Source organism: Streptomyces sp. NPDC058195, from assembly GCF_042883525.1.
Classification (GTDB): domain Bacteria; phylum Actinomycetota; class Actinomycetes; order Streptomycetales; family Streptomycetaceae; genus Streptomyces.
Genome location: NZ_JBHVVM010000038.1, coordinates 36,345 through 61,193, shown reverse-complemented (window position 1 = coordinate 61,193; position 24,849 = coordinate 36,345). Strand labels below are relative to the sequence as shown.

General features: G+C 73.7%; 25 protein-coding genes. 15 read left to right on the top strand and 10 right to left on the bottom strand.

The genetic code is table 11. The annotated features are described in order from the left end of the window. Positions 1–91 precede the first annotated feature (91 nt). Positions 92–352: a UBP-type zinc finger domain-containing protein gene (locus ACFVWY_RS32440; protein WP_389878486.1), complete on the bottom strand. Its 261-nt coding sequence runs from the start codon at positions 350–352 to the stop codon at positions 92–94. Positions 353–409: 57 nt separating this feature from the next. On the opposite strand from ACFVWY_RS32440, the gene ACFVWY_RS32435 reads away from it, so the two are divergent. Then, positions 410–2,014: a Na+/H+ antiporter gene (locus tag ACFVWY_RS32435; protein ID WP_389878485.1), complete on the top strand. Its 1,605-nt coding sequence runs from the start codon at positions 410–412 to the stop codon at positions 2,012–2,014. On the opposite strand, the gene ACFVWY_RS32430 is transcribed toward ACFVWY_RS32435, so the two are convergent. From ACFVWY_RS32430 to ACFVWY_RS32420, 3 genes are all read right to left on the bottom strand, one after another. Continuing rightward, on the bottom strand, positions 1,987–2,904 hold the full coding sequence (locus tag ACFVWY_RS32430; RefSeq protein ID WP_389878484.1) for a 1-aminocyclopropane-1-carboxylate deaminase/D-cysteine desulfhydrase: 918 nt from the start codon (positions 2,902–2,904) through the stop codon (positions 1,987–1,989). The two genes, ACFVWY_RS32435 and ACFVWY_RS32430, sit on opposite strands and share 28 nt — an antisense overlap. Before the next feature lie 72 nt (positions 2,905–2,976). Continuing rightward, a complete protein-coding gene (locus ACFVWY_RS32425) occupies positions 2,977–4,173 on the bottom strand; it encodes a globin domain-containing protein (protein WP_389878483.1) in 1,197 nt (398 codons plus the stop codon). Between the two features lie 144 nt (positions 4,174–4,317). After that, a complete protein-coding gene (locus tag ACFVWY_RS32420) occupies positions 4,318–4,767 on the bottom strand; it encodes an RrF2 family transcriptional regulator (protein ID WP_389878482.1) in 450 nt (149 codons plus the stop codon). A 190-nt stretch (positions 4,768–4,957) separates the two neighbouring features. Between ACFVWY_RS32420 and ACFVWY_RS32415 the strand changes: the two genes are divergently transcribed. The 5 genes from ACFVWY_RS32415 to ACFVWY_RS32395 all read left to right on the top strand — a co-directional run bounded on the left by ACFVWY_RS32415 (position 4,958) and on the right by ACFVWY_RS32395 (position 9,979). Then, on the top strand, positions 4,958–6,364 hold the full coding sequence (locus ACFVWY_RS32415) for a family 2B encapsulin nanocompartment shell protein (protein WP_389878481.1): 1,407 nt from the start codon (positions 4,958–4,960) through the stop codon (positions 6,362–6,364). A gap of 127 nt (positions 6,365–6,491) precedes the next feature. Continuing rightward, positions 6,492–7,637, top strand: a complete 1,146-nt coding sequence (locus ACFVWY_RS32410; RefSeq protein ID WP_389878494.1) for a family 2 encapsulin nanocompartment cargo protein polyprenyl transferase — start codon at positions 6,492–6,494, stop codon at positions 7,635–7,637. A 146-nt stretch (positions 7,638–7,783) separates the two neighbouring features. Next, entirely contained in the window at positions 7,784–8,458 is a 675-nt protein-coding gene (locus tag ACFVWY_RS32405; protein WP_389878480.1) for a DUF6304 family protein, read from the top strand. A gap of 145 nt (positions 8,459–8,603) precedes the next feature. Beyond that, positions 8,604–9,617: a DUF1648 domain-containing protein gene (locus ACFVWY_RS32400; RefSeq protein WP_389878479.1), complete on the top strand. Its 1,014-nt coding sequence runs from the start codon at positions 8,604–8,606 to the stop codon at positions 9,615–9,617. A gap of 2 nt (positions 9,618–9,619) precedes the next feature. Next, the gene (locus ACFVWY_RS32395; protein WP_389878478.1) at positions 9,620–9,979 is read left to right on the top strand and encodes a GntR family transcriptional regulator; all 360 of its coding nucleotides are present in this window, start codon (positions 9,620–9,622) and stop codon (positions 9,977–9,979) included. Between the two features lie 74 nt (positions 9,980–10,053). On the opposite strand, the gene snpA is transcribed toward ACFVWY_RS32395, so the two are convergent. Beyond that, positions 10,054–10,731 (bottom strand): snapalysin, encoded by a 678-nt coding sequence (gene snpA / locus ACFVWY_RS32390; RefSeq protein WP_389878477.1) that lies wholly within the window; start codon positions 10,729–10,731, stop codon positions 10,054–10,056. Positions 10,732–10,975: 244 nt separating this feature from the next. Between snpA and ACFVWY_RS32385 the strand changes: the two genes are divergently transcribed. The 4 genes from ACFVWY_RS32385 to ACFVWY_RS32370 all read left to right on the top strand — a co-directional run bounded on the left by ACFVWY_RS32385 (position 10,976) and on the right by ACFVWY_RS32370 (position 14,445). Beyond that, positions 10,976–11,929 carry a LysR family transcriptional regulator gene (locus ACFVWY_RS32385; protein WP_389878476.1) on the top strand — a complete coding sequence of 318 codons (954 nt, stop codon included), beginning with the start codon at positions 10,976–10,978 and terminating at the stop codon, positions 11,927–11,929. Between the two features lie 144 nt (positions 11,930–12,073). Next, a complete protein-coding gene (locus tag ACFVWY_RS32380; protein ID WP_389878493.1) occupies positions 12,074–13,072 on the top strand; it encodes an NAD-dependent epimerase/dehydratase family protein in 999 nt (332 codons plus the stop codon). 90 nt (positions 13,073–13,162) lie between these two features. Then, the gene (locus ACFVWY_RS32375) at positions 13,163–13,522 is read left to right on the top strand and encodes a DUF952 domain-containing protein (protein ID WP_389878475.1); all 360 of its coding nucleotides are present in this window, start codon (positions 13,163–13,165) and stop codon (positions 13,520–13,522) included. Beyond that, a complete protein-coding gene (locus ACFVWY_RS32370; protein WP_389878474.1) occupies positions 13,519–14,445 on the top strand; it encodes an NAD(P)H-binding protein in 927 nt (308 codons plus the stop codon). Before ACFVWY_RS32375 ends, ACFVWY_RS32370 begins: the two co-directional genes overlap by 4 nt. Before the next feature lie 57 nt (positions 14,446–14,502). Here the strand turns inward: ACFVWY_RS32370 and ACFVWY_RS32365 are convergent, their stop codons facing one another. Further along, complete coding sequence (locus ACFVWY_RS32365; protein ID WP_389878473.1) at positions 14,503–15,114, bottom strand: TetR/AcrR family transcriptional regulator; 612 nt, start codon at positions 15,112–15,114, stop codon at positions 14,503–14,505. A gap of 103 nt (positions 15,115–15,217) precedes the next feature. Here ACFVWY_RS32365 and ACFVWY_RS32360 point away from each other — a divergent pair, with 103 nt between their 5' ends. Then, complete coding sequence (locus ACFVWY_RS32360; RefSeq protein WP_389878472.1) at positions 15,218–16,699, top strand: MFS transporter; 1,482 nt, start codon at positions 15,218–15,220, stop codon at positions 16,697–16,699. A 41-nt stretch (positions 16,700–16,740) separates the two neighbouring features. Here the strand turns inward: ACFVWY_RS32360 and ACFVWY_RS32355 are convergent, their stop codons facing one another. Then, positions 16,741–17,235 (bottom strand): VOC family protein, encoded by a 495-nt coding sequence (locus ACFVWY_RS32355; protein WP_389878471.1) that lies wholly within the window; start codon positions 17,233–17,235, stop codon positions 16,741–16,743. A 210-nt stretch (positions 17,236–17,445) separates the two neighbouring features. Then, positions 17,446–17,703 carry a hypothetical protein gene (locus tag ACFVWY_RS32350; protein ID WP_389878470.1) on the bottom strand — a complete coding sequence of 86 codons (258 nt, stop codon included), beginning with the start codon at positions 17,701–17,703 and terminating at the stop codon, positions 17,446–17,448. Between the two features lie 378 nt (positions 17,704–18,081). Between ACFVWY_RS32350 and ACFVWY_RS32345 the strand changes: the two genes are divergently transcribed. The 3 genes from ACFVWY_RS32345 to ACFVWY_RS32335 all read left to right on the top strand — a co-directional run bounded on the left by ACFVWY_RS32345 (position 18,082) and on the right by ACFVWY_RS32335 (position 21,023). Beyond that, on the top strand, positions 18,082–19,149 hold the full coding sequence (locus ACFVWY_RS32345; RefSeq protein ID WP_389878469.1) for an NAD-dependent epimerase/dehydratase family protein: 1,068 nt from the start codon (positions 18,082–18,084) through the stop codon (positions 19,147–19,149). Positions 19,150–19,635: 486 nt separating this feature from the next. Beyond that, positions 19,636–20,343: a glycosyltransferase family 2 protein gene (locus ACFVWY_RS32340; protein ID WP_389878492.1), complete on the top strand. Its 708-nt coding sequence runs from the start codon at positions 19,636–19,638 to the stop codon at positions 20,341–20,343. Further along, the gene (locus ACFVWY_RS32335) at positions 20,340–21,023 is read left to right on the top strand and encodes a DUF2064 domain-containing protein (protein ID WP_389878468.1); all 684 of its coding nucleotides are present in this window, start codon (positions 20,340–20,342) and stop codon (positions 21,021–21,023) included. Before ACFVWY_RS32340 ends, ACFVWY_RS32335 begins: the two co-directional genes overlap by 4 nt. A 350-nt stretch (positions 21,024–21,373) precedes the next feature. On the opposite strand, the gene ACFVWY_RS32330 is transcribed toward ACFVWY_RS32335, so the two are convergent. Beyond that, entirely contained in the window at positions 21,374–21,826 is a 453-nt protein-coding gene (locus tag ACFVWY_RS32330; RefSeq protein ID WP_389878467.1) for a hypothetical protein, read from the bottom strand. Beyond that, on the bottom strand, positions 21,823–22,968 hold the full coding sequence (locus ACFVWY_RS32325; protein ID WP_389878466.1) for a molybdopterin-dependent oxidoreductase: 1,146 nt from the start codon (positions 22,966–22,968) through the stop codon (positions 21,823–21,825). Before ACFVWY_RS32325 ends, ACFVWY_RS32330 begins: the two co-directional genes overlap by 4 nt. Before the next feature lie 113 nt (positions 22,969–23,081). Here ACFVWY_RS32325 and ACFVWY_RS32320 point away from each other — a divergent pair, with 113 nt between their 5' ends. Further along, positions 23,082–24,494, top strand: coding sequence for a glycosyltransferase 87 family protein (locus ACFVWY_RS32320; RefSeq protein ID WP_389878465.1), 1,413 nt, complete (start codon positions 23,082–23,084; stop codon positions 24,492–24,494). The last annotated feature ends 355 nt before the right edge of the window (positions 24,495–24,849 follow it).

The following is a 24,849-nucleotide window of genomic DNA, read 5'->3' as shown; positions in this document are numbered from 1 at the left end:
CACTCATGGTAAGCCCATGGGTACGCACAGTGGCTAGAGGTCTGCCGCGGTCAATTGCGAACAACCGGCGCCGGTTTGACGTACCCAGACGTCAGACGATCGAACCGTCCTCGTAGCACCAGCGCCAGCTCTCTCCCGGCTCGAAGCTCCGCATGACCGGGTGACCGGTCTCCTCGAAGTGCGCCGTGGCGTGCCGCAGGGGCGAGGAGTCGCAGCAGCCGACATGGCCGCAGACCAGGCAGAGCCGCAGCTGGACGGGGTGGGTGCCCGCCGCGAGGCAGCCCGGACAGGTGCTGCTCAGCGGGGCCGGTTCGGCGCGCGGCAGCGCGGACACGTGAGGGCAGTCACTCATGATGTTCAGGTTACGTCGGAGCCGCGGATCGTGGACCGTGGATGAGGGGGCCCTGGGATGGACGCACTGTCGCTGGTGGGACTGGTCGCGGCCAGCGCGGCGGTCGCGGGGGCGGCGCGCCGCACTCCGGTCCCGGCCCCGCTGCTCCTCGTCGCCGCGGGCCTGATCGCCTCCTGTCTGCCCGGGGTGCCCGCGTACGCGCTGGACGCGCACATCGTGCTGCCGCTGCTGCTGCCGCCCCTGCTCTACACGGCGGCCGTCGACAGCTCGTACCTGGACCTGCGGGCCAACCTCCGGCCGGTCGCGCTGCTCTCGGTCGGCTACGTCCTGTTCGCGACCGTCGCGGTCGGCTGGCTGGCCTACCGGATCGTGCCCGATCTGCCGCTCACCGCCGCGCTGGTCCTGGGCGCGGTCGTCGCTCCGCCGGACGCGGTCACGGCCGCCGCGATCGCCCGCCGGGTGGGGCTGCCCGGCCGCCTCACGACGGTTCTCCAGGGCGAGTCCCTGGTGAACGACGCCACCGCGATCACCGCCTACAAGGTGGCGGTCGCCGCCGCCGTGGGCGAGGGCATGAGCTGGGGCGCGGGGGTGGGCGAGTTCTTCCTCGCCGCGGTCGGCGGGGTAGCGGTGGGCGTGGCCCTGATGGTGCCGCTGCACTGGCTGCGCACCCACCTCAGGGAGGCGCTGCTCCAGAACACCCTGTCGCTGCTGATCCCCTTCGTCGCCTACGCGGCGGCCGAGCGGGTCCACGCCTCCGGGGTGCTCGCCGTGGTCGTGGTGGCGCTCCACCTGGGGCACCGGTCCTGGCAGGTCGACTTCGCGACCCGGCTCCAGGAGGAGGCCGTCTGGAAGATGGTCGCGTTCATCCTGGAGTCCGTGGTCTTCGCGCTGATCGGACTCCAGCTGCCCTTCGTACTGAAGGGGCTCGGCGCGTACGGCGTGGGTGAGGCCGTCTGGTACGCGGTCGCCGTCTTCCTCGCCGTGGTCGTGGTCCGCTTCGTCTGGGTCTATCCGGCGACCTACCTGCCCCGGCTGCTGTCGAGGCGGATCAGGGAACGCGAGCCGGACACCGACTGGACCGCGCCGCTGATCGTCGGCTGGGCCGGGATGCGCGGCGTCGTCTCCCTGGCGATCGCCTTCTCGGTCCCGTTCGCCGTGTCCGACGGCAGCCCCTTCCCGGCCCGCAACCTGGTGCTCTTCCTGACCTTCACCACCGTCATCGGCACCCTGGTGATCCAGGGGCTCAGCCTGCCCGTGCTGGTGCGGGTCCTGAGACTGCCGGGCAGGGACGCGAAGACCGCGACACTGGCCGAGGCGCAGGCCCAGAGCCAGGCCTCCGCGGCGGCCGAGGCGCGCCTGGACGCACTGCTCGCCGACCGGCGCAACCGGCTGCCTGGCCCCCTGGCCGACCGCCTCCGCACCGTTCTGGAGCGCCGCCGCAACGCCGTGTGGGAGCGGCTGGGCGCGGCCGATCCGGTGACCGGGGAGTCGGCGGACGACACCTACCGGCGCCTGTCGCGGGAGATGATCGACGCCGAACGCGAGGTCTTCGTCCGGCTGCGGGACGAGCGGCACATCGACGACGAGATGCTGCGCACCCTCCTCAGACGGCTCGACCTGGAGGAGGCGGCGGCCTACCGGGAGGAGTCGGACGCCTCCTGAGGGCGGCCCGTGACGACCGCCGCGACCGTGGTTCCCGAAGGGAACACACCCTCCCCGGCCAGTTCGGTCAGCGCGTACAGCAGCTTGGCGACGTACAGCCGCTCCACCGGCAGGCCGTGGCGCCGCTCGAAGTCGTCGGCGAAGGCGTGCAGGGCCGGGGTGGTGCGGGCGAAGCCGCCGAAGTGGAAGCGCTCGTCCAGCGACCAGTCCCCGGCCGGGGCGCCGAAGGCCGCCTCCTGAAGCGTCCGCACCGCGTCCCCGAGGAAGCCGCCGCGCAGGACGGGGATGCCGAGGGCGCGCTGAGACGGCGCGAGCCCGGCGGCCAGCCCGGCGAGGGTGCCCCCGGTCCCGCAGGCCACCGCGACCACGTCGGCCACGCCGCGCAGCTCCCTCCCCAGCTCCGTACAGCCCTGTGCGGCCAGGGCGTTGCTGCCGCCCTCCGGGATGACACAGCACTCCCCGCAGGCGCTCAGCAGCCCCTCCAGGACCGCTGGATCGCCCTTCGCGCGGTACGTCGAGCGGTCCACGAAGCGCAGGGTCATCCCGTCGGCGGCGCATCCGGCCAGGGTGGGGTTCAGCGGACGGTCCGCCAGCTCCTCGCCCCGCACGATCCCGATGGTGCCGAAACCCAGCAGCCGTCCGGCGGCGGCGGTCGCCCGCAGGTGGTTGGAGTACGCGCCGCCGAAGGTCAGCACGGTGCGCCCGGCGGCGGCCCGCAGATTGGGGGCGAGCTTGCGCCACTTGTTGCCCGGCAGGCCGGGGTGGATCAGATCGTCACGCTTGAGCACCAGCCGTACGCCGTGACGTGCGAAGCGCTCGTCCTCGACCGGCTGCAGGGGTGAGGGGAGCACCGGCTGCAGCCGGGAGAGGTCGAGCGCTTCGGAGGCCATGCCGTCATTGTCGCCGTGCCCAGAGGCGCCGGGCGACTTCGCGGCCCGGCCGGGGGGATGCTCCTATGGATGTCAGTCCTGGGCCAGCCACATGTCCGGGCCGAACACCTCGTAGTGGATGTCGTTCGCCCGGACGCCCTTGGCCAGCAGCTGGGTGCGGACGCCGCGCATGAAGGGCAGCGGACCGCAGAGATAGGCGTGGGTGCCCGGGGCGACGGCGATGCCGCTCAGGTCGACCCTGCCGGTGCGGTCGGCCGGGTGGTCCGGCCCGGGGGTCTCGTACCAGAAGTGGGCGGCGGCGTCGGGGAGCTTGGCGGTGAGCTGGGCGTGGTCGGTGCGCATCGCGTGGGTGGCGGGGGAGCGGTCACCGTGCACGACGGTGACGGGGGCGCTGTGGCCGGTCGCCGCGAGGTGCTCCAGCATCGAGAGCATCGGGGTGCAGCCGATGCCGGCCGAGGCGAGCAGGACCGGCGCGTCGGGGGAGTCCAGCACCAGGTCGCCGTACGGGGCCGAGACGCGCAGCAGGTCACCGGCGGCCACCTTGGCGTGCAGGTGGCTGGAGACCTCGCCGTCGGGTGCCCCGGCCTCGTGCACCCGCTTCACGGTGAGGGAGCGGAGCTCCGAACCGGGAGCGCTGGAGAGGCTGTACTGGCGTATCTGGTGGGCCCCGTCGGCGAGTTCCACCTGTACGGAGACGTACTGGCCGGGCCGGAAGGCGGGCGCGGGCGCCCCGTCGGCCGGGCGGAGCTGGAAGGTGGCGACGTCGTCGGTCTCCTCGGTCCGGGCGACCACCTCCCAGGTGCGCCACACATCGCCCGCGACGACGCCCTGCTGCGCGTAGAGGCGCTCCTCGATGGATGTGAGGGCACCGGCCATCAGCCAGTAGACCTCGTCCCAGGCGGCGGCGACCTCCGGGGTGACGGCGTCGCCGAGCACCTCGGCGATGGCGGCGAACAGGTGGGTGTGCACGATCTCGTACTGGGCGGCGGTGACGCCGAGCGAGGCGTGCTTGTGGGCGATCCGGCCGAGCATCACGTCGGGGCGGGTGTCCGGGTGCTCGACCAGGTGGGTCGCGAAGGCGGCTATGGAGCCCGCGAGGGCCTGCCGCTGGGCGCCGGACGACTGGTTGCCCCGGTTGAAGAGATCGCGCAGCAGCTCGGGGTGGGCCTCGAAGAGCTTGCGGTAGAAGAGGTCGGCGATGTCCCCGATGGCCGCGCCCACGGCGGGCAGGGTGGCACGAACGGTGGCGGTCGACGTCTCGGAGAGCATCGGGACTCCTTGCGATCTTAATTGGTATGTGAGATGCGTATTTTTGGGCATGCCGGGGCCGGGCGGCGCGCGGTCAGGCTGCGCGGAGCGGGGGACCGGCGGAGGGGGGGAGTGTTCGGGCCGTGGCGCGGGTCGCGGTACGGCTCAGCTGGTGTCCGGCCGGGTGCGGCTGATGCCGATCAGCAGCGGCCCGGTGGGTGCGGCGACGAGTTCGGTGATGGTGAGCGGGTCGAGCGTGGCGTAGAAGGCCTCCGTCGCGCCGCGCAGGGCGCCGCGGAGGCGGCAGGCCGACCGTACGGGGCAGGGGGTGGTGCCCTCGCAGTCGACGACGTCGCCGGGGCCTTCCAGTTCCCGGATCAGTCCGCCGATCGAGGCGGAACGCCCCGCTCCGGTCAGGGTGAGTCCGCCGCCGCGGCCCCGTCGCGCCTCGATGAGGCCGAGGTGCTGGAGCTTGGCGACGACCTTCGCCGCGTGGGTGTACGGCACCTGCATGGTGGCCGCCACCTCCCGGGTGGTCGGCAGATCCTCGTTCTCCGCGACGGCGAGGCGCATCAGTACGCGCAGTGCCACATCGGTGAATCTTGTCAGCCGCATGGTCGTCACCGTAGATAACTTGCATACGAGATGCAAGTTAAAGCGGAGTGTGATGCGCGCCACCGCACACCTGCTCGCATATGCCCAGCGCCAGGCAGATTAGTCACACTCTTTTGTGTAATGGCGCCGGTACTCTCCGCGCTGAAAGGCTTCTTCGCGCAGGTCATCCGAAGAATGGAGAGAACGTCAGATGTCCGTTGGCGAAGAGGTTCAGGGCGCGGCGACGCTTCCGCAGCAGAGTCTGGGGACGGCGGCGGCGCGGAACCTCGCGACGACCACCAAGTCCGCCCCGCAGATGCAGGAGATCACCTCGCGGTGGCTGCTGAAGATGCTGCCGTGGGTTCAGGTGCAGGGCGGTACCTACCGGGTGAACCGCCGGTTGAGTTACGCGGTCGGGGACGGCCGGGTGACCTTCGTGCAGACCGGCGACCGGGTGGCGGTCATCCCCGCCGAGCTCGGGGAGCTCCCCGCGCTGCGGGACTTCGGTGACGAGGAGGTGCTGGGCGAGCTGGCCCGGCGGTGCGAGCAGCGCGAGATCGCGGCGGGCCAGGTGCTGGGCGTGGCGGGGGACACGGCGGACAGCGTCTACCTCCTGGCGCACGGCAAGATCGAGAAGGTCGGCACCGGCCCCTACGGCGACGAGACGGTGCTCGGGGTCCACGCCGACGGAGCCTACTTCGGGGACCAGGCACTGATCGACGGCGACGCGGTCTGGGAGTATACGACCCGTGCCGTCACCGCCTGTACGGTGCTGACGCTGAGCCGCGCCGATGTGCTGAACCTCGCCGAGCGCGCCGATTCGCTCCGCGCCCACCTCGTCGGCCTGCGCAACATCCCCAAGCAGCGCACCAACGCCTACGGCGAGGCGGCCATCGACCTGTCCGCCGGTCATGTCGGCGAAGCCGTCGTCCCGCATACGTACGTCGACTACGAGGGATCCCCGCGCGAGTACGAGCTGAGCGTCGCGCAGACCGTGCTGAAGGTGCACAGCCGGGTCGCCGACCTCTACAACCAGCCGATGAACCAGACCGAGCAGCAGTTGCGGCTCACGGTCGAGGCGCTGCGCGAGCGCCAGGAGCACGAGCTGGTCAACAACCGCGAGTTCGGGCTGCTCCACAACTGCGACTACGGCCAGCGCATCCAGCCGCACGACGGCGTGCCCGGCCCGGACGACATGGACGAGCTCCTCTCGCGCCGCCGCGGCTCGAAGCTCTTCCTCGCCCACCCCAAGGCCATCGCCGCCTTCGGCCGGGAGTGCAACAGGCGCGGTCTGGTGCCGGAGAGCGTGGACCTCGGCGGACAGCACGTACCGGCCTGGCGGGGCGTACCGATCCTCCCGTGCAACAAGATCCCGGTCACCGAGGCCCGGACCAGCTCGATCATCTGCATGAGGACCGGCGAGTCCGACCAGGGCGTCGTCGGGCTCCACCAGACCGGTCTGCCCGACGAGATCGAGCCCAGCCTCTCGGTCCGCTTCATGGGCATCGACGAGCAGGCGATCATCTCCTACCTGGTGACGGCCTACTACTCCGCGGCCGTTCTCGTCCCGGACGCCCTGGGCGTACTGGAGAACGTCGAAGTCAGCCGCTGGCGGTAGTCCATCGGGGCCCGGACGGGGCGTCCGGGCCCCGTCAGCCTCCGCCGCCGGGCAGTCGTGCCCGCGGCGGCCTCGGGAGGATCCCCCAGTGAAGACCCAGCACGTGACCCAGAAGACCCCGCACGCGATGACCCCGCCACCGGCCCCCCGTGTACCGGGGGACACCGCCCTGTCCGGCCGGGCGGCACCCGTTGCCGCGGGCCCGCCCGTCGCCGTGCTCCTCGGCGACGGACCGCCGCCCGAGCCAGTGGTCCGCGGCCGGGAGGCCGAGTCCCTCCTGGAGCGGACCCGGGCCCTGGTCGACCCCCGGCTGCGCGCCGCCGTCGAGTCGCTGCCCGGATCGATCCGGCGCGTCGCGATGTACCACTTCGGCTGGCAGGAGGCCGACGGCAGTCCGTCCTCGGGACCGGCGGGCAAGGCGGTCAGGCCCGCGCTGGTCCTCGCCGCCGCCCGCGCGCTCGGGGGCGACTCGGAGCAGGCGGTGCGGGCGGCCGTCGCCGTGGAGCTGGCCCACAACTTCACCCTGCTGCACGACGACATCATCGACGAGGACCGCACCCGTCGGCACCGCCCCACGGCCTGGGCGGTCTTCGGCATCCCGGACGCCGTCATCACGGGCGACGCCATGCTCGCCCTCGCCCAGCGGCTGCTTGCCGAGGACCCGTCACCGGCCGGTGTCCAGGCCGTGGCGCGGCTGTCGACCTGCATGATCGAGCTGTGCGCGGGCCAGCAGGCCGACTGCTCCTTCGAGGACCGCGGGCCCGAGGAGGTCACGCTGGACGAGTGCCTGGCGATGGCCACCGCCAAGACCGGCGCACTGCTCGGCTGCGCCTGTGCGATAGGGGCGCTGTACGCGGGCGCGGGGGAGCGCGCGGTCGGCGCGATGGACGGATTCGGCCGGGAGGCGGGCCTCGCCTTCCAGCTCATCGACGACCTGATCGGCATCTGGGGCGACCCCGTCCGGACCGGGAAGCCGGTCGGGGCGGATCTCGCCGCCCGGAAGAAGTCCTTGCCCGTCGTCGCCGCGCTGACCTCCGGCACCCCCGCGGCGGCCGAACTCGCCGCGCTCTACCGGGGACCGATGGGCACCCCCGGCGAGGTGAGCCGCGCCGCTGACGCCGTGGAGCGGGCCGGTGGCCGGGACTGGGCGCAGGCGGGTGCGGCGGAGCGGATGTCCCGCGCGGTCCACCACCTGTCCCGGGCGGTGGGCGACCTGGCCGGGGCGGGGGACCTGCTGACCCTGGCGGAGTTCGTCACCCGCCGGAGCCACTGAGCGCCCTCCCGCCGCACCCGCAGGACGCGTTCCCGCCGTCCCGCAGGACGCGCTCCCGCCACGTCCGCCGGACGCGCTTTCGTCCAGGCGGCCGAGCGGGAGGGTGACGGGGTGATTGTCGTGGGCACGGGCTACAGTCCGTGCCCATGACAGACGAGTCATGGGCAGGGTGGTACCGCGACCGGCAGGGTTCCGACGCCGTCGTCCTCACCACCGACGGACAGCAACTACGTCTCCGGACACGGGGCACCGACTTCGAGGGCGCGAGTTTCGACGGCCTCGTCCCCGTCGTCGGCACACCACCGGCCGACGACCGGTTCGTCCTGGTGGACGGGGCGTTGAGCGACTGCGTGCTGGAGTGGGACCTGCCGTTCCCGGTCGGCTGGGACGGGGCAGTGCATCAGGCCACGCTCAGCTGCCTGTTGTCGCTGCGCACACCTGATGCGCACCTCAGTCTCGAGCTGCAGTTCGGCGGTGCTTCCTACGCGTCGCACCGCGCCGAGCGCGACTTCGCCTCCGCTCTCGCCACGATCCAGTGCGCGCTGCCGCCCGGGGTGCGGCTGAGGACCTGCGTCGCCTGCGCCCTCTCGGACTACTTCCCGGCCCCGGAGGCGGCCCGCGGGCTCTCCGGCACACTCGCCTGCTTCCGGGGGGCCAGGGACGCCTACCGCGGAGCGGCGGGCGAGAGCGACGTACGGGACCTCTGGGACCGGCGCACCGGTTTCGTCCAGGAGATCTGGAGCTGCCGCGCGTACGAGCCCCGCCCGGACACCGGCGCGGGCACCGGCCACCGGGGCGCCTTCCCGCTCGAACACGCCTGATCCCGCCCGCGCCCGCCCCGCGCGGCCCCTTCCGTCACTCCTCCGCCTTCCTGCCACACACCGCCCCGTATCGGAACAGTCCCGGTGCGGGGCGGAATTGTCACCCGCCCGTTGTTCTACTAGCATGCGAACAAGGGAGGTTTTGATGAACCGAAAGAACCTGGGCGGGGCCCTCTTCGTGGTCCTGCCGTTCATGCTCGCCCTCGTGGCCGATCTGACGCTCTTCCTCGTGTTCCGCGACCGGCTCCCGGAGCGCGTCGCGAGCCACTTCACGGGCGGCGGCCGGGCTGACCAGTACATGGGGCGGGACTGGTACGTGCTGTTCTCCGTGCTGGCGTTCGCCGTGACCGGTGCGTCCTGGCTGCTCATGGCCGCCCGGTGGGAGCTGTACGGGCGGGCCCGTCAGTGGCTCGTCGCCAGCGGCTTCGCCCTGGCGGGATTCCTCGGCTGGCTGATGGCCGCCGCGCTGCTCGCCAACCTGGACGCGGCCACGGGTCCGCGGGGGGAGGCGCTGAGTGTCTCGCTCCCGATGTGGCACTTCGCCGCCGCTCTGGGGGCCGCCGCGCTCGCGGGCGGGGCCGGGATGGCGCTGGCCGCGCTGCGCCCCGCGCCGGAACCGCTGGCCGGGAGCGGGCCGGGCGAAGGCGGGCCGGGCGGAGGCGGGCAGACCGCCGACGGCGCCCGGATCGCCCTGACGGACGGGGAGGTCGCCGGATGGGCCCGCGGCGCCGGGAGCAGGTGGTCGCTGCCGCTCATCGTGCTGCTGGTCGTCGCGGGGCTGGCCCAGACGCTGCTGTGGCGGTGGGACGTCGGGCTGCCGCTGCTGGCCGCCGGGCTGCTGCTGGCCGCGTTCGCCCGCGTGTACGTGGTGGTGGACCGGCGCGGCATCACCGTGTCGGGAATGCTGCGCTGGCCGCGCGTCAGGGTGCCGCTCGACCGGATCGAGTCCGCGGGCAGCCGCCACATCAGCCCCTTCGCGGAGTTCGGCGGCTGGGGGTACCGCGTCCGGCCGGGCGGCCGTGGTGTGGTGCTCCGCTCCGGCGAGGGGATCGTGGCGACACTGGCCGACGGCCGGAAGTTCGCCGTGACCGTCGATGACTCCAAGACCGGCGCCGCGCTTCTCAACACCCTGGTCGACCGGCGTCGGGCGGGCCGCTGAGCATGTTGTTCCGTGTCGATCCAGCCTCCGCCGTGCCGCTCGGCGACCAGATCGCGGCCTGCGTGCGCCGCTCGGTCGCCGAGGGGGCGGTGGTGCCCGGCGAGCGGCTGCCCGCGGCCCGGGTGCTCGCGGACTCCCTCGGTGTCAACGTCCACACCGTGCTCCGCGGCTATCAGCGGCTCCGCGAGGAAGGGCTCATCGAACTGCGCCGGGGCCGCGGCGCCGTCGTCACCGCGGGCGTCCCGCCGCACCGGGCCCGGCTGCTGGAACGCGTACGCGAAGTGGCCGCCGACGCGCGCGAGCTGGGCCTGACGGAGGAGGAACTGCTGGAGCTGGTGCGCAGCGCGCTGCGCACCCCCTGAGACGTCCGGCGCGGTACGCCGCGGGGTGGCATCGGCCACCCCGCGGCGTACCGCGTACGGAACTGCCGGGAACGTCAGGAGGCGTTCTTCAGCACGGTGGCCGCGAAGCCGAACTGCCACAGGTAGTTGACCTGGCTCTTCTCGGACGCGTTCGGGTACGGGTTGGTGCAGGACGTGCCGGGGCCGCCGCCGGACATCAGCTCGCTGCACGGACCGGAGTAGTGGTCCGGCAGGCCGAGCACGTGCCCGGTCTCGTGCGCGGTGACCCGGGTCGAGTTGTACTGCTGGTTCTGCGCGTAGTCCAGGAAGATGTAGCCGTTGCCGTGCCCGTCGGTGCTCGCGTACGAGCCCCGCGAGTCATTGCCCTCGTAGTAGGTGAAGTCGGCGTTCGCCCCTTCCTGGAGACGGACGTTGGAGACGGAGCTGTTCCAGATCTGCGCACTGCTGGATATCTGGCTGCGGAAGCTCGGCGCGTTGGCGGCGCTGTAGACGACGGTGACGGCCTTGAGGCCGGGGTTCGCCGCCCGCTTCTTCGCGACGGACTTGGCGACCGCCTCGAAGAACGCCTTGTTCCCGGCGGCGTTCTCCGCCGAACCGGCGTACGCGGCGTAGTCCGCGCCGTTCTGTGCCACCTGGCCGACGGGTGCGGCGGGGGCCGGGGAGGCGGCGATCGCGGGTGCGGTGCCCAGCGCGGCCGCGAGGCCGAAGCCGAGGCCGACCACGGCCGACATGACGGTCCTGGGGTGCTTCATGGGGGGTCTCCTGCCGTTACCTGTCCGAGGGGCCCGTCCGATGATCGGACTCGGACGGGTGCGGTACGCAGTGAGTGTCGGGGAGCGGAGGCCGCGGCGGATGATGTCAACCGCCGATAGCGCCGCACTATCACCGTCTCTCGTACGGGCGTCGACATCTCCATCAACTCCCGTTGAATTAACGGGATTTGAGATGGTTGGGGAGTCTGGTGCGACTGTCGCCCGCCGCCCTACGCTCCCTCGTATGGAGCTTGAGGTGAGGCACCTCCGGGCGCTGTGCGCCATCGCGGACGCGGGAAGCCTGCACCGAGCCGCCCGCCGGCTGGGCGTCAGCCAGCCTTCCCTGACCACGCAGTTGCGCCGCATCGAGAACACCCTGGGCGCCGAGCTGTTCTGGCGCGAACGGACCGGCTGCCGCCCGACCCTGCTCGGCCGCGCCGTCCTCAGCCGCGCCCGCCCCCTGGTCGACGGCATGACCGCCCTGGTCAGCGATGCCAGGGCGGAGGCCGACGCGGTCCGCGCCACCGGTCCGCGGCTGCGCATCGGCTGCACCGCGAGCCGGGTCATCGGCGGCTGGCTGCGCAGGCTCCGGCTCCGGCTGCCCGGTACGGACATCTCGCTGCGGGTCGACGTGTCGGCCCGCGCCCTGCTCCGCGACGTCGCGACCGGCACGCTGGACGTCGCCTTCGTGCACGAGGTCGAAGGCTGCCCGCTGGCCGTGCCGGACGGACTGGACCAGCGCGTACTCCTGGACCGCGAACCGCAGTTCATCTCCATGGCCAGGGACCACCCGGCCGCCGCCTGCCCGGTGGTCGACCTCGTCGACCTGGCCGCCGACCGGTGGATGGTCGATCCCACGGTGGACGGCGAGTGGGACGGGCTGCGGCGGGTGTTCGACGCGGCCGGTCTCGCGCCGGCCGTCCTGCACGGCGACTACCTCACCGCCGCCTCGCTCATCGTGCTCGGCGAGGCGGTCGCCCCCTGCCAGCCGACCTCCGGGCCGCGCGACGACATGGCGATCCGCCCGCTGCGCGACGACCCCCTCGCCGTACGGCTGCTGCTGGTGTCCCGGCCGGGCGCCGACATGGCGCCGGTGTACGCGGAGCTGGAGGAGGCGTACCGGGAGGCCGCCTCGCGGGCGGCCGGATACCACCAGTGGCTGCTGCGCCACCGAAGCCCGCTCGCCCGCACGCCCTGACCCGAGGGGCCCGAACCGTGCGGCTGACTCCCGGACCGGTTCCCCGGTTCCCGGCCCCGCCGCCCGGTCCCCGATTCCGCCGAGAGCGAGGAACCGTTCCCGGCACGCCGCCGACCGGGCAGAGTCGGGCCCATGAGGCTACTGATCCTGGGCGGTACGGAGTTCGTGGGGCGCGCGGTGACCGAGGAGGCGCTGGCACGCGGCTGGGACATCACGGTGTTCCACCGGGGCAGGCACGCGGCCCCGCCGGGCGTGACGGAGCTGCTCGGCGACCGCACCACGCAGGACGGCCTCGCCGTACTGGCCCGGGGCACCGCCGGTCAGCCCGCCTGGGACCTGGTCGTCGACACCTGGAGCGGTGCCCCCTCGGCCGTCCGGGACGCCGCCCGGCTGCTGGCCGGCCGGGCCGCCCGGTACGCGTACGTGTCCAGTCGTTCCGTGTACGCGGACCCCGCCCCGGCCGGGCTCTCGGAGGACGGCCCGGTGGTGGCCGGGGCCTCGCCGGACGCGGGCGGGGACGTCTCGTACCCGCTGGCCAAACGCGGTGGTGAGCTGGCCGCGCTCGACGCGTTCGGTGACCGGGCGGTGCTCGCCCGCGCCGGACTGATCCTGGGCCCCTGGGAGAACATCGGCCGACTGCCCTGGTGGCTGCGGCGGATCGCCCGCGGCGGGCCCGTGCTGGCCCCGGGCACACCGGACGTGGAGCTCCAGTACATCGACGCCCGGGACCTCGCGAACTGGCTCCTGGACACGGCGCGTTACGGGCTGCACGGCCCGTACAACCTGGTCAGCCGCACCGGTCACGCCACCATGGGACAGCTGCTGGACGCCTGTGTGCGCGCCACCGGCTCCGGCGCCGAGCTGCGCTGGACGCCCGCGGAGACGATCCTCGCGGCGGGCGTGGAGCCGTGGAACGACCTGCCGGTCTGGCTGCCGCCGGGCGAGCTGTACGACACGCTGCACCGCGGCGACGTCGAGCGGGCGTACGCGAGCGGGCTGCGCTGCCGCCCGGTCGAGGAGACGGTCGCCGACACCTGGAAGTGGCTGGAGGAGCTGGGCGGCCGGGCCCCGCAGCGACCGGACCGGCCGGAGGTCGGCCTGGACCCGGAGGTGGAGGCCCGGCTCCTGGCGGACCCGGCCTGACCGGCGGGAAGGGCCCGGCGCCGTGACCCGTCGGGTCCGGGCCGCGCGCTGATCCACCGGGGAGCACGGCCCAGCCCGTAGTTTTGCCCCATGGCCGAACTGCTGCTGCACCTCACCGAAGGCCCGCTGTGGGAGGCGGCCCGCGGGATCGGGACGTTCGAGATGTCCACCCGCGGCCGCACCCTGCACGAAGAGGGCTTCATCCACTGCTCGCTGCCGCACCAGCTCGACGGTGTGGCGGAGATGCTGTACGGCACCGGAAGCGGGGCCGGGTCCGGCGATCAGGAACTCGTCGTGCTCGTCATCGACCCCGACCAGCTCACGGCGCCCGTACGGTACGAGTCCGCCGCGCCCGGCGGCGAGGAGTTCCCGCACATCTACGGCCCCGTCCCGGTGGACGCGGTCGTGGAGGTGCGCCCCTGGCCCCGGAAGGGGGACGGCCCCGCATGAGCGACTCCTCCCGGGCCGCCCGCCCCGGGCCGGACGCCCCGATCGTCGCCGTCACCGGGGCGGGCGGTGCCGTCGGCGGCCGGGTGGCCCGGCGGCTGGTCCGCGCCGGTGTGCCCGTACGGCTGCTCGGCCGCGACCCGTCCCGGCTGCCTGAACTGCCCGGCGCGCTGGCCGCCCCGCCCGCCCCGTACGGCGACGGCGAGGCCATGCGGCGCGCCCTGGCCGGTGCGCATACCCTCTTCCTGGTCTCGGCGCACGAGAGCCCGCACCGGGTACGGGAGCACACCACGGCGGTGGACGCGGCGGTGGCCGTGGGCATCGAACGCATCGTGTACATCTCCTTCCTGGGCGCGGCGCCGGACGCCACGTTCACCTTCGCCCGGGACCACTGGCACACCGAGGCGCACATCCGGGCCGCCGACGTCCGCCACACCTTCCTCCGCGACAGCCTGTACCTCGCGGGCATCCCGGCCATGACCGGCGCCGACGGGGTGCTGCGCGGACCGGCGGGCGACGGCAGGGTGGCGGCGGTGGCGCACGACGACATCGCCGACGCCGCGGTCACCGTCCTGCTGGCCGACGCCGGGGACGGCGCGGCCCGTCACGACGGGAGGAGCTACGACCTCACCGGCCCCGAGGCGTTCACGCTCGCCGAGGCGGCCCAGGAGCTGAGCCGGGCCAGCGGCCGGACCGTCACCTACGTACCGGAGACCCGCGAGGAGGCGTACGCCTCACGGGCGCACTACGGGGCGCAGGACTGGGAGGTGGCCGGCTGGGTCACCTCGTACGAGGCCATCGCCGCCGGCGAGATGGCCACGGTCTCGGACGCCGTTCCACAGCTCACCGGGCACCCCGCGACGGGCCTGGCCGACTTCCTGCGGCGGCATCCGGACAGCTACCGGCACCTGCTCGGAACGGGCTGACCGCACCCGTCGGCGCGGCGGCGGGCGTCCGCGGGAGCGGGCGGGCCCGCCGCGCGCTCATACGACGTACGCTCCCGACCGCGCCGCGGCCCCGGCGGCCGCGGCGGCACGGTCCGCCGCCGCATGGTCGAGCGGATCCCCGCTGGCCAGCAGCCGGTAGTAGAGCGGTGCCGAGACCGCGCGGATCACCTCGCCCGGGTCCGTGCCCGCGGGCAGCTCGCCGCGTCCGACGGCCTCGGTGACGCAGCCCGACCACTCCTCGACACGGATCGAGTAGAACCGGTGCAGGGCCTTCGCCGTATGCGGGTCGCAGGTGGCCGCGGCGATCACGGCCTTGAAGAGCGCGCCCTGCCGCGGGTCGGTGAGGGTGTCCACCACCAGCCGGGCGTTGGCTCTGAGGTCCTCGGCGAGCGAACCCGTGGCCGTACGGGGCGAGGACTGCTCGGCCATGTCGTCCAGAAGGTCCGCGATCAGGCCGGTGGGGGACGACCAGCGCCGGTAGACGGTGGTCTTCCCGACCTCAGCCCGGCGTGCGACATCGGCGAGGTCCAGCCCGCCGAAGCCGTGCTCGGCCAGGGCGTCACCCGCCGCGCGCAGGACCGATGCGCGGACCCGGGCGGTACGGCCGCCGGGGCGCACGCTGCCGGGTTCCTTGCCGTCAGATGTCATAACGGGTCTCCAGTTCCATTAATAGCCCTTCCCCTGCTACGGTGATGCCCATCTTAACGGAACCAGAGTCCCGTTAGAACCTCTCGCTGAGGAAGGCCCCGCCATGTCCGCACCCAGTCACGCCCCATCGGCCACGACCGCCCCCGCCTCCTCGCCTCCTGGGCCGGGCGGCGGTACAGCCGCCCGGATGACCGGTCGGCAGAAGCTCGTCCTCACGCTTCTCCTCGGCGCCCAGTTCATGATCGCCGTGGACTTCTCGATCCTGAACGTCGCGCTGCCGGCGGTCGGACAGGGACTCGGCTTCTCCCTCGCCCAACTCCAGTGGATCGCCACGGCCTTCGCCCTCGCCGCCGCCGGATTCACCCTTCTGTTCGGCCGGATCGCGGATCTGGTCGGCCGCAAGCGGATGTTCCTCGCGGGTATGGCCGTCCTCGGTCTCTCCTCCGTCCTCGGCGGGCTCGCCACGTCGCCCGGGACGCTGCTCGTGGCACGGGTGCTCCAGGGGCTCGCCACGGCGGCCGTCACGCCCGCCGGGCTCGCCCTCCTGACCACGGCCTTCAAGGAGGGGCCGCTGCGCGAACGGGCCCTGGGGCTCAACGGTGCGCTGATGTCCGCGGGCTTCACCGCCGGGGCCGTCCTCGGAGGTCTGCTCACCGATCTGCTCTCCTGGCGCTGGGCGTTCTTCGTCAACGTGCCGGTCGCCGCCCTGGTGCTCGCCCTCGCGCCGTCCGTCGTCACCGACGCGCGGCCCGCCCGGCGCCCCCGGCTCGACGTCCCCGGCGCGGTGACCGTCACCGGCGGACTGCTGCTGCTCGTCTACGGTCTGACCCGGGCCGGCGAGTCCGGCTGGACCGAGCCCGTCACCCTGGCCGCGCTGCTCGCCGGGCTCGCGCTCCTCGTCACCTTCCGGTTCGTCGAGGTGAGGGCCGCGGCGCCGCTCGTTCCCGTGCACATCCTGAAGCGGCGCAGCGTCGTCTGGGGCAACACCGCGGGGCTGATCGCCTTCGTCACCGAGACCTCGCTGGTCTTCCTGCTCACCCTCTACCTCCAGGAGGTTCTCGGCTACTCGCCGCTCGCGACCGGCCTGGCCTTCGGTGTCCTCGGCATCGGTACGGTGCTCGGCGGCGCGTTCGGCGGGCGGGCCGTGGGCCGGTTCGGGAGCCGCGCCACCATCGTCGGCGGCGGGGTCGTCCAGGCCGTCGCGACCCTCTCCCTGGTGGCGCTGGGCAGTACGGGAGGCTGGATCGCGCTGCTGCTGGCGGCCACGTTCGTCGGGGGCGTCGGCAACATGCTGATGATCGTCGGCTTCATGGTCACCGCGACCTCCGGGCTCCCCGACGAGGAGCAGGGGCTGGCCACCGGTCTCGCCACCATGACCCAGCAGGTCGGCATCACCCTGGGCATCCCGGTCATGAGCGCGATCGCCACCGCCCGGATGTCCGCCCTCGGTGACACCGGCCCCGAGGCCGTCCTGTCCGGGGTCGCGGTCGCGATCCTGGTCAACGCGGCACTGGTGCTCCTCGGCGCGCTGCTCGCGGGTGCCTTCCTCGCCCCCCGGCGCCCGGGGAGCGGCGCCCGCCGGTGACGCGGCGCGCCCCGGCCGGGGCGCGCACGGCCGGGCAACCGTCAGCGGCTGCCCGGCCGGCCCGCGTCGTGCGCCTGCCGCAGCGCGGCGATGTCCAGCTTCTTCATCGTCATCATCGCCCGGGTGGTCCTGGCCGCCTTCTCCCCGTCCGGGTCGCTCACCATCTCGGTCAGGCCGTCGGGGACGACCTGCCAGGACACCCCGTACCGGTCCTTGAGCCAGCCGCAGGGCCCTTCCTCACCGCCGTCGGTGAGACTGCCCCAGTAGTGGTCCACCTCGGCCTGGTCCGCGCAGTCGATCCGGAACGAGACCGCCTCGTTGAAGGTGAACACCGGCCCGCCGTTCACCCCGACGAACCGCTGGCCGTTGATCTCGAACTCCACCGTCATCACCGAACCGGCGGGCCCCGGCCCGGCCTCGCTGTAACGGGCGATCCTGCCGAGACGGGAGTTCCTGAAGACGGAGACGTAGTACTCCGCCGCCTCCTCGGCCTGCCCGTCGAACCACAGACATGTGGTGAAGCCCTCGGTCGTCATCGCTGTCTCCCCTCGTGTACGCAGCCCCGTTCGCTGCCCGCGTATACCACCGGGAGCGAAGCGACGGGGGACCGGAATCGGCCGACTCCATATGGTCCCCCGGGAGCGCGTAAACACCTCGACGACACGACCGTGTCCGGGCCATCGGCTCCGCAAACCGCAGCCGCGCGCCGGAGAGTTGTCCCCTCCGGGACGCGCGGACCGCATCGGTCAGGCGGAGGCCGTCGGCCAGGTGCTGTCGGGGAGGCGGCACTGGTAGGTGCGGCTCGTGTGCACCGGCACAGCCGGGTAGGCGGCGGCGATGGTGGCCCGGTACGCCTCGGCGGCGGACTGCGCCGCGGCGTCCTCGTGCGGCTGCTGGGTGGGGGACGAACTGAGCGGGAACTCAAGGGTGGTGCCTATCTCGACCCCGTCGCCGTAGGCCGTGAAGCGGTACGTGACGGCGTGGGCGCCTTCGGGAACAGACATGTTCAATCTCCTGACCGCGGAGGATCACATGGAATGCGATACCAAGTGATCTTAAAGTAAACGATGTTGGGCGCGTGTACCGCCGTGCGCATGTCCGGAATCCGGCCGTGCCCTGGGGGGCATGGATGAGGCCGCCGCTCTCCCGGCTGCCGGGATACCCGTCCGGCGTTCGGCCGATGCCCGTCCTGACGCGCTCCTCTGCGCCGGACGCGGCCGATGGTGCCGACGGCACCACTCCGTACCACGCGTGCGGCCCGCCCCGTCCGCGTACCGTCCGCGGGCGGGGCGGCTCCGGCTCACGACCGACGGGCTGATGCGAGCCTTTCGGACCGGCGCGGGGGCCGCGTCGCCGCGCTCGGGGTCCGTAGCGTCACCGTCATGCGAGTTCTTGTCACAGGAGGAGCCGGATTCATCGGCTCGCGGATCGTCGCCGCGCTGAGCGAGGCCGGTCATGAGCCGGTCGTCCTCGACGCGTTGCTGCCCGGTGTGCACGGAGCCGTCCCGGTGCCCCCGGTGCCGCCGGGCGCGGAGTTCGTCCGTGCGGACGTCCGGGACGCCGAACGTGTCCGGGCGGCGCTGAGAGGGGTCGACGCGGTCTGCCATCAGGCTGCCATGGTCGGCCTGGGCAGGGATTTCGCCGACGCGCCCGCGTACACGGGCTGCAATGACCTCGGGACCGCGGTACTGCTCGCCGCGATGGCGGAGCAGGGCGTACGGCGGCTGACGCTGGCCGGTTCGATGGTCGTCTACGGGGAGGGCCGGTACGTATGCCACCGCCACGGGGTGATCCGGCCCGGGGTCCGGGGCGCCGACGACCTCGCGCGCGGGAGGTTCGAGCCGCACTGTCCCGTCTGCGGCGCGGAGCTTGAGGGCGGGCTGGTGGGCGAGGACACGCCAGCGGACCCGCGGAACGTCTACGCGGCCACGAAGCTCGCCCAGGAGCACCTGGCCTCGGCGTGGGCCAGGGCCGGGGGCGGGACCGCCGTGACCCTGCGCTACCACAACGTGTACGGACCCGGCATGCCCCGGGACACTCCCTACGCGGGTGTGGCCTCGTTCTTCCGCTCCGCGCTCGCCCGCGGTGAAGCCCCGCGGGTCTTCGAGGACGGCCGCCAGCGGCGGGACTTCGTACACGTCGGTGACGTGGCCGAGGTGAACCTGCTCGCTCTGGGAGCCACGGCCGAGCTGCCGGGCGGAGTGCTGACGCCGTACAACATCGGCAGTGGCGACCCTCGTACGGTGGGTGAGATGGCGTCAGCCCTGGCCTGCGCGCACGGCGGGCCGGACCCCGTGGTGACCGGGGAATTCCGGCTCGGGGACGTCCGGCACATCACGGCGGACTCCTCCCGGGCGCGCCGCGAGCTGGGCTGGCTGCCCCGGATCGGGTTCACCGAGGGGATGGCGGCCTTCGCGCGCGCGGAGCAGCGGGCGTCGGTGACGGGCTGAACGGTGCTCGGCGGTCCGCGCCGGAACGGTGCTCCGCGGACGGCGGGCGGTGGGCGGTGGAGGGTGTACTCCGGACGGCGGGCAGTGGGCAGTGGGCAGTGGGCAGTGGGCGGTGGACGGTGGACGGTGGGCCGGGCGACGGCCGCCGGGCGGCGGGCAGGGGCCGTGCGAACCGGCAGCCGTCCGGGACGGACGGACAGGACGACGGAGCCGTCGATCCCGGTCGTCCACTCCCGTCCCGGCTCCCGCTCTGGCTCCCGTTCCCGTTCCCGTCCCGGCTCCCGCTCTGGCTTCCGCTCCGGGGCGGGGCCGGTGATCCGTGCCGGGGCGTCCGGGGAGCCGGACTCGTCCACGGCCCTCAGCGTCGCATCCGCGTGAACACCCCGGTCCGGCCGATCGGGTGGGTGCGGCCGGTGTCCGCGTTTCGCGGGGACGTCTTCGCCCCCGGCGCCTTCCGCGCTTCCTACGGTGAGGGCTGTGACCACCATGACCGTAGATGTCGTTCTCCCCTGTCTCGACGAGTCCGGGGCGCTGCCCTGGGTCCTGACGCGCATTCCGTCCGGGTGGCGGGCCGTGGTCGTCGACAACGGGTCCACCGACGGCTCGGCGGAGGTGGCGGCCGCGTACGGTGCCACCGTCGTGCGGGAGCCCAGGCGCGGGTTCGGGGCCGCGTGCCATGCCGGACTGCTCGCGTCCGACGCCGAGTTCGTCTGTTTCTGCGACTGCGACGCCTCTCTCGACCCCGGCCTGCTGTCCGGTCTCGTCGCGCAGGTGGCCGATGGTTCCGCGGATCTGGTGCTGGGCCGCCGCCGTCCCACGACACGCGGGGCCTGGCCGGTCCACGCCCGTGCGGCCAATCTCGCGCTGTCCGTGCTCGTGCACCGCCGTACCGGGCTGCGGCTGCACGATCTGGGGCCGATGCGGGCCGCGCGGAGAGAGGCCCTCCTCGGCCTGGGCCTGACGGACCGCCGTAGCGGCTACCCGCTGCAGATGGTCGTCCGCGCAGCCGATTCCGGCTGGCGCGTGCGCGAGAACGAGGTGCCCTACCTTCCCCGCGCGGGCCGCTCCAAGGTGACCGGGACGTGGAAGGGCACCTGGCAGGCGGTGCGGGACATGCGGCGCGTGCTCGACGAGCCGGTGAGCCCCGGCCCGGGGCCGGGCCTCCCGGCGGCCTCACCGCGGGTGCGGCCGTGACCACCGTTCTGGTCATCGCGAAGGAGCCTGTGCCGGGACGGGTGAAGACCCGGCTCACCCCGCCCTTCACCGCGGTGGAGGCGGCCAGGCTGGCCGAGGCCGCGCTGGCCGACACGCTCGGCGTGGTGGCGCGCGTCCCCGCACGCAGGCGCGTCCTCGTCCTGGACGGCCGGCCGGGCCGCTGGCTGCCGCCGGGCTTCGAGGTGATGCCCCAGGCAGCGGGCGGACTCGACGTACGGATCGCCGCGGCCTTCGCCTCCTGCACCGGTCCCGCGCTGCTGATCGGGATGGACACACCCCAGGTGACCCCCGCATTCCTCGCACCGGTACTGCGGGGGCAGGAGAGGTACGACGCCTGGTTCGGCCCCGCCGTCGACGGGGGGTTCTGGGCGCTCGGCCTTGCCGTTCCCGATCCGGCCCTGGTGCTCGGTGTTCCGATGTCCACGCCGGACACCGGGGCCGTGCAGTACGCGCGGCTGCGGGCGGCCGGTCTGCGCGTCGGCGGTCTGCCCGTCCTGCGTGATGTGGACACCGCCGAGGACGCCGCGCGCGTGGCCCTCCGGGCGCGCGGTACGCGCTTCGCGGCCCTGCACGCCGAACTGGCGGCGGCACGAGCGGCGCCGACATCGGCGGCGGGGGCAGGAGTGGCGGCGGCGGGAGAGGAGGGAGCGGCCGGATGAAGGCGGCACCCGGGCCGACCGGTCCGTACACCGACGCCCTGCGGACCGGCTGGGCCCGTTGCCCCCGCGCCGCGGTGACGGCCGGCCGCCGCCGCTGGAGGCCGAACGCCGGTGCGCGGCGCCGGACGCCGTCGGCCGGTCCGTACCGAAGAGGTGCCGTGGTGCGGTGCCGCACGCCGGTGAACGCCGCGCCGTCGCGGCCGACGCCGACGGGTCTTTGAGAGGCGGCGGCGGGAGCGGCCCGTCCTTCCGCTGGCGCCCGCCGCACCACCGGGCGTCGGTCCGGCCCGTCAGCCGCCGCGGCCCCGAGGCCGTCAGCCGCCGCGCCGGGTCGCCGGTCCGCCCCGGAGTCAGGGACGGCGCCGGGAGGCCGTCCGCTTCGGGCGGGCGCGCGCGTACCGCTGCCGGGCTTGCGCCTTCCGCCACCGGACGCGTGCGACGGCCCCGGTCGCGGCGGCCACGGCCGCGACGACGAGCAGCAGGTTGCGTCCGTAAGGCAGGGGAAGCGCCGAGGAGGTGAGCGGCTGGCCGGGGCGCAGGAGCGCCGGAAGCGTCACCAGGGTCGCACAGCCCGCCACGACCAGGGCCCCCCGCCACAGGCCGCGTTGGCGCAGCCCCGCGATCAGCAGGCCGCAGGCCAGTACCAGCGGCGCGATGATGCCGTCGTGCAGGACGAGAGCACCGATCAGCCAGGTGAGAACGCCGAACGGGGCCGAACCCGCGGCAACCAGCCAGACCCCCAGCCCGATCGACGCCACCCCGGCACCTCCGGTCACCCAGCGCAGGGCGGTCGCGGCCGTCACAGCACCTCCAGCCGGTGGACCCATTTGGTCTGCAGCACGCCGGGCCGGTTTGGGGCGATGATCCGCGCCGGGTGGCCGTGGTCCAGGGAGAGCGGCTCCCCGTTGAGGGTCAGCGCGAGAAGGGTCAGCGGATCCGCGACGTACTCCGCACCCATGTGCATCACCCGGTAGCTGCCGCGCGCCTCCAGCGAGACGATCCGCGCGGCGGACCGGCCGGGGCGTCCACCGGCCCGCTCGACCAGGTCGCGCACGCGCACCCCCTCCCAGTGGGCGTCGACGCTCCATCCCTCGACACAGTCGATGGGCAGTCGCGCCGCCGCGCCCGGGAGACCGCGGAGCTCGGGCAGGGTGAGTGCGTACGGGCGCGGGCCCCCGACCTCCAGCCGCCACCCCGTCACACCGCGGAGGGTGACGCCCGCGGCGGCGGCGCTCCGGTTCACCGGAAGCCCCTGCGGACCGTGACGGGGACTCCGGGGCGCGAGCAGGTCCGTGGCCGCGAGGGGGGTGAAGGCCTGCCCCACCGTGGTGAGGGTGACGACGCCGACCGCTCCGCCCGTGGCCAGGAGCAGCGAGCGGCGGTCGGCGGCGTCCCGGGCGGGGAGAGCGGCCGTACCCGCGGAACGCCTGGACCAGTGCGCCCCGATCTCTGGTGCCTTGACCGCCACGTGCAGCAGGACCGAGCCGAAGGCGATCCAGGCGACGGCGAAGTGGGCCTGGATGAATCCGAACGGCCAGGGGTACCACTGGACGTTGTTGATCAGGCCGGTGAACACCTCGAAGACCGCGGCGGCCACGAGAACCGCCACGGAGAGCCGTTCCAGCGCATGGCGTACGGAGCGGACCGGCGGCCATACGAACAGCCTCGGGTACACGGTCCAGAGCTTGACCAGGAGCAGCACGACCGCCGCGAGGCCCGTGGCGACGTGCACCCCCTGGGTGAGCCGGTAGCCCCAGACCGGCCGGGCGGGCAGAGCGTCGGCGAGCCAGGGCGGCGGATGCTGGAGGTAGTGACTGACCAGCCCCGTGACGAAGCAGACGGCGAAAGCCGCGCCGAGCCACCGGCCCACGGCGGTCGCCGTGCGGGCGTCGTGCAGACGACCGCCGAAGACGGGCAGTCTCGGCGCAAGGATGCGGGATCTCATGACGCCCATGACACCGGCGCCGGGGTGCTCGCGGGCGGTTCGACACCTGACGAAACCCGAACGCCGCACCATGTCGCGTACCGGCGGAGGGGGTGCGCTGCCAGGCTGCGGACATGCCGCGCATCCGTTGTGTCCTTCTCACCGGTTCGCTGCTCGCCTGCCTTACCGCCACATTGGTGACGCTGCTCCGCGGCGGCGCGGCGGGCTCCGGCTTCCTGGGCGGATACGCGGGCGCCTGGGCCCTGTTCGCGGCGGCGGTGGTCGCACTGCGCGGCGTCCCGGCCCGCGCGGTCGTCCCGCTCGTCCTCGCCGGATCGATCGCCGCCGCCGTCACCGGGCTGGCCGCGGAGCCCAGGACGAGCACGGACTCCTATCGCTACGCGTGGGACGGCCGGGTGCAGGCCGCCGGCCTCTCCCCCTACGACCACGCCCCCGCCGACAAGGCCGTCGAAGGGCTCCGGGACGCCTGGCTCTTTCCCGGGGCGGACGTGTGCGCGGCGAAGGACCGGAATCTGGCCCCGCTCGGTGACGGCGGCTGCACCCGTATCAACCGGCCCACGGTGCACACCATCTATCCGCCGGTCGCCGAGGGCTGGTTCCTCCTCGTGCACGCCGTCTCGCCCGGCCACGTGCGCCACACAGCGCTGCAGGCCGGTGGAGCTCTGCTGTCCCTGGCCGTCACCTGGCTGCTGGTCCGCGTGCTGCGCCGTCGCGGCGATCCCCGGCGGGCGGCGTGGTGGGGATGGTGCCCGGCCGTCCCCGTCGAGGCGGTCAACAACGCCCATATCGACGTGCTGGCCGTCCTGTTCTCCGTCGCCGCGGTGGTGACCGTCGCCCGGCACCGGTTCACCGGCGGGCTCCTGCTCGGGGCTGCGGTCGCGGCGAAACTGCTGCCGCTGCTGCTCGTGCCGGGCGTGCTGTCCGGTCTGCGGCGCCGCCGCCCGGCCCTGGAGACCCTGGCGGCCCTGGGCCTGTCGGTGGGCGTGCTGTACCTGCCCTACGTCCTGATCTCCCGGGAGCCCGTGCTGGGCTACCTGACCGGCTACGCCCAGGAGGAGGGGTACGACGACGCGGCGGCCGGCCGCCGCTACGCCCTGCTCCGGCTGGTCCTTCCCGATGCCTGGGTGCTCCCCGCGGCGGCGCTCGTCCTCCTGCTGGCCGCGGTCGCGGTCTGGCGGCACCGGGATGACAGGAAACCCTGGTCCGGCGCTCTGGTGACGGTGGGCGTGACGTTCCTGGTGCTCACCCCCGGCTACTCCTGGTACGCGCTCCTGCTCGTCGCCCTGGTGGCCCTCGACGGCCGGTGGGAATGGCTGGGGATCGCGTGCGCCGGTGCGGTGGCGTACCTCGCCGGGGCGGCGACGGCCCCGGCCTACGGCTGCGCGGCGGTGGCCGTGTGCGTCGGCTGGTGGGCACGCAGGGCCGCCGCCCCGGCCTCGCACCCCCGCCCGCCCCTGCCCCTGCCCCTGTCCCCCGGGCATTCCCCGGATCCGGGAGGAGCGCCGAGCGCGCGGGGCTCCTGGTAGCAGCGGGCCGCCCGCGAACCGGAGGGCCTGCCACGGCGCGAACGTCTCGCCGCCTCCCGCGATGCGTCGGCCCCGGCACGCTGACCCCGGCGCCCCGCAGACCGTGCGGACGGGGCGCGAGCGCTCCGAAGGGCCCCGGAAGCAGGAAGAGAGGCCCGGCCGCCGAAAGGGGCCGGGCCTCTCTTCACTGTTCTGACCCGCTGTCCGGCCGGAAGCCGAACGGCAGCGAGGTCAGGCCTTCTTCGTCTCCAAGTAATTGGCCAGGTTGGTGACCTGCAGGGATCTTCCCTGTAGGTCGCTGACCTCGCCTTTTATTGATTGGTGGCGACGGATGGCGATGGTCTCGATCGGGTGT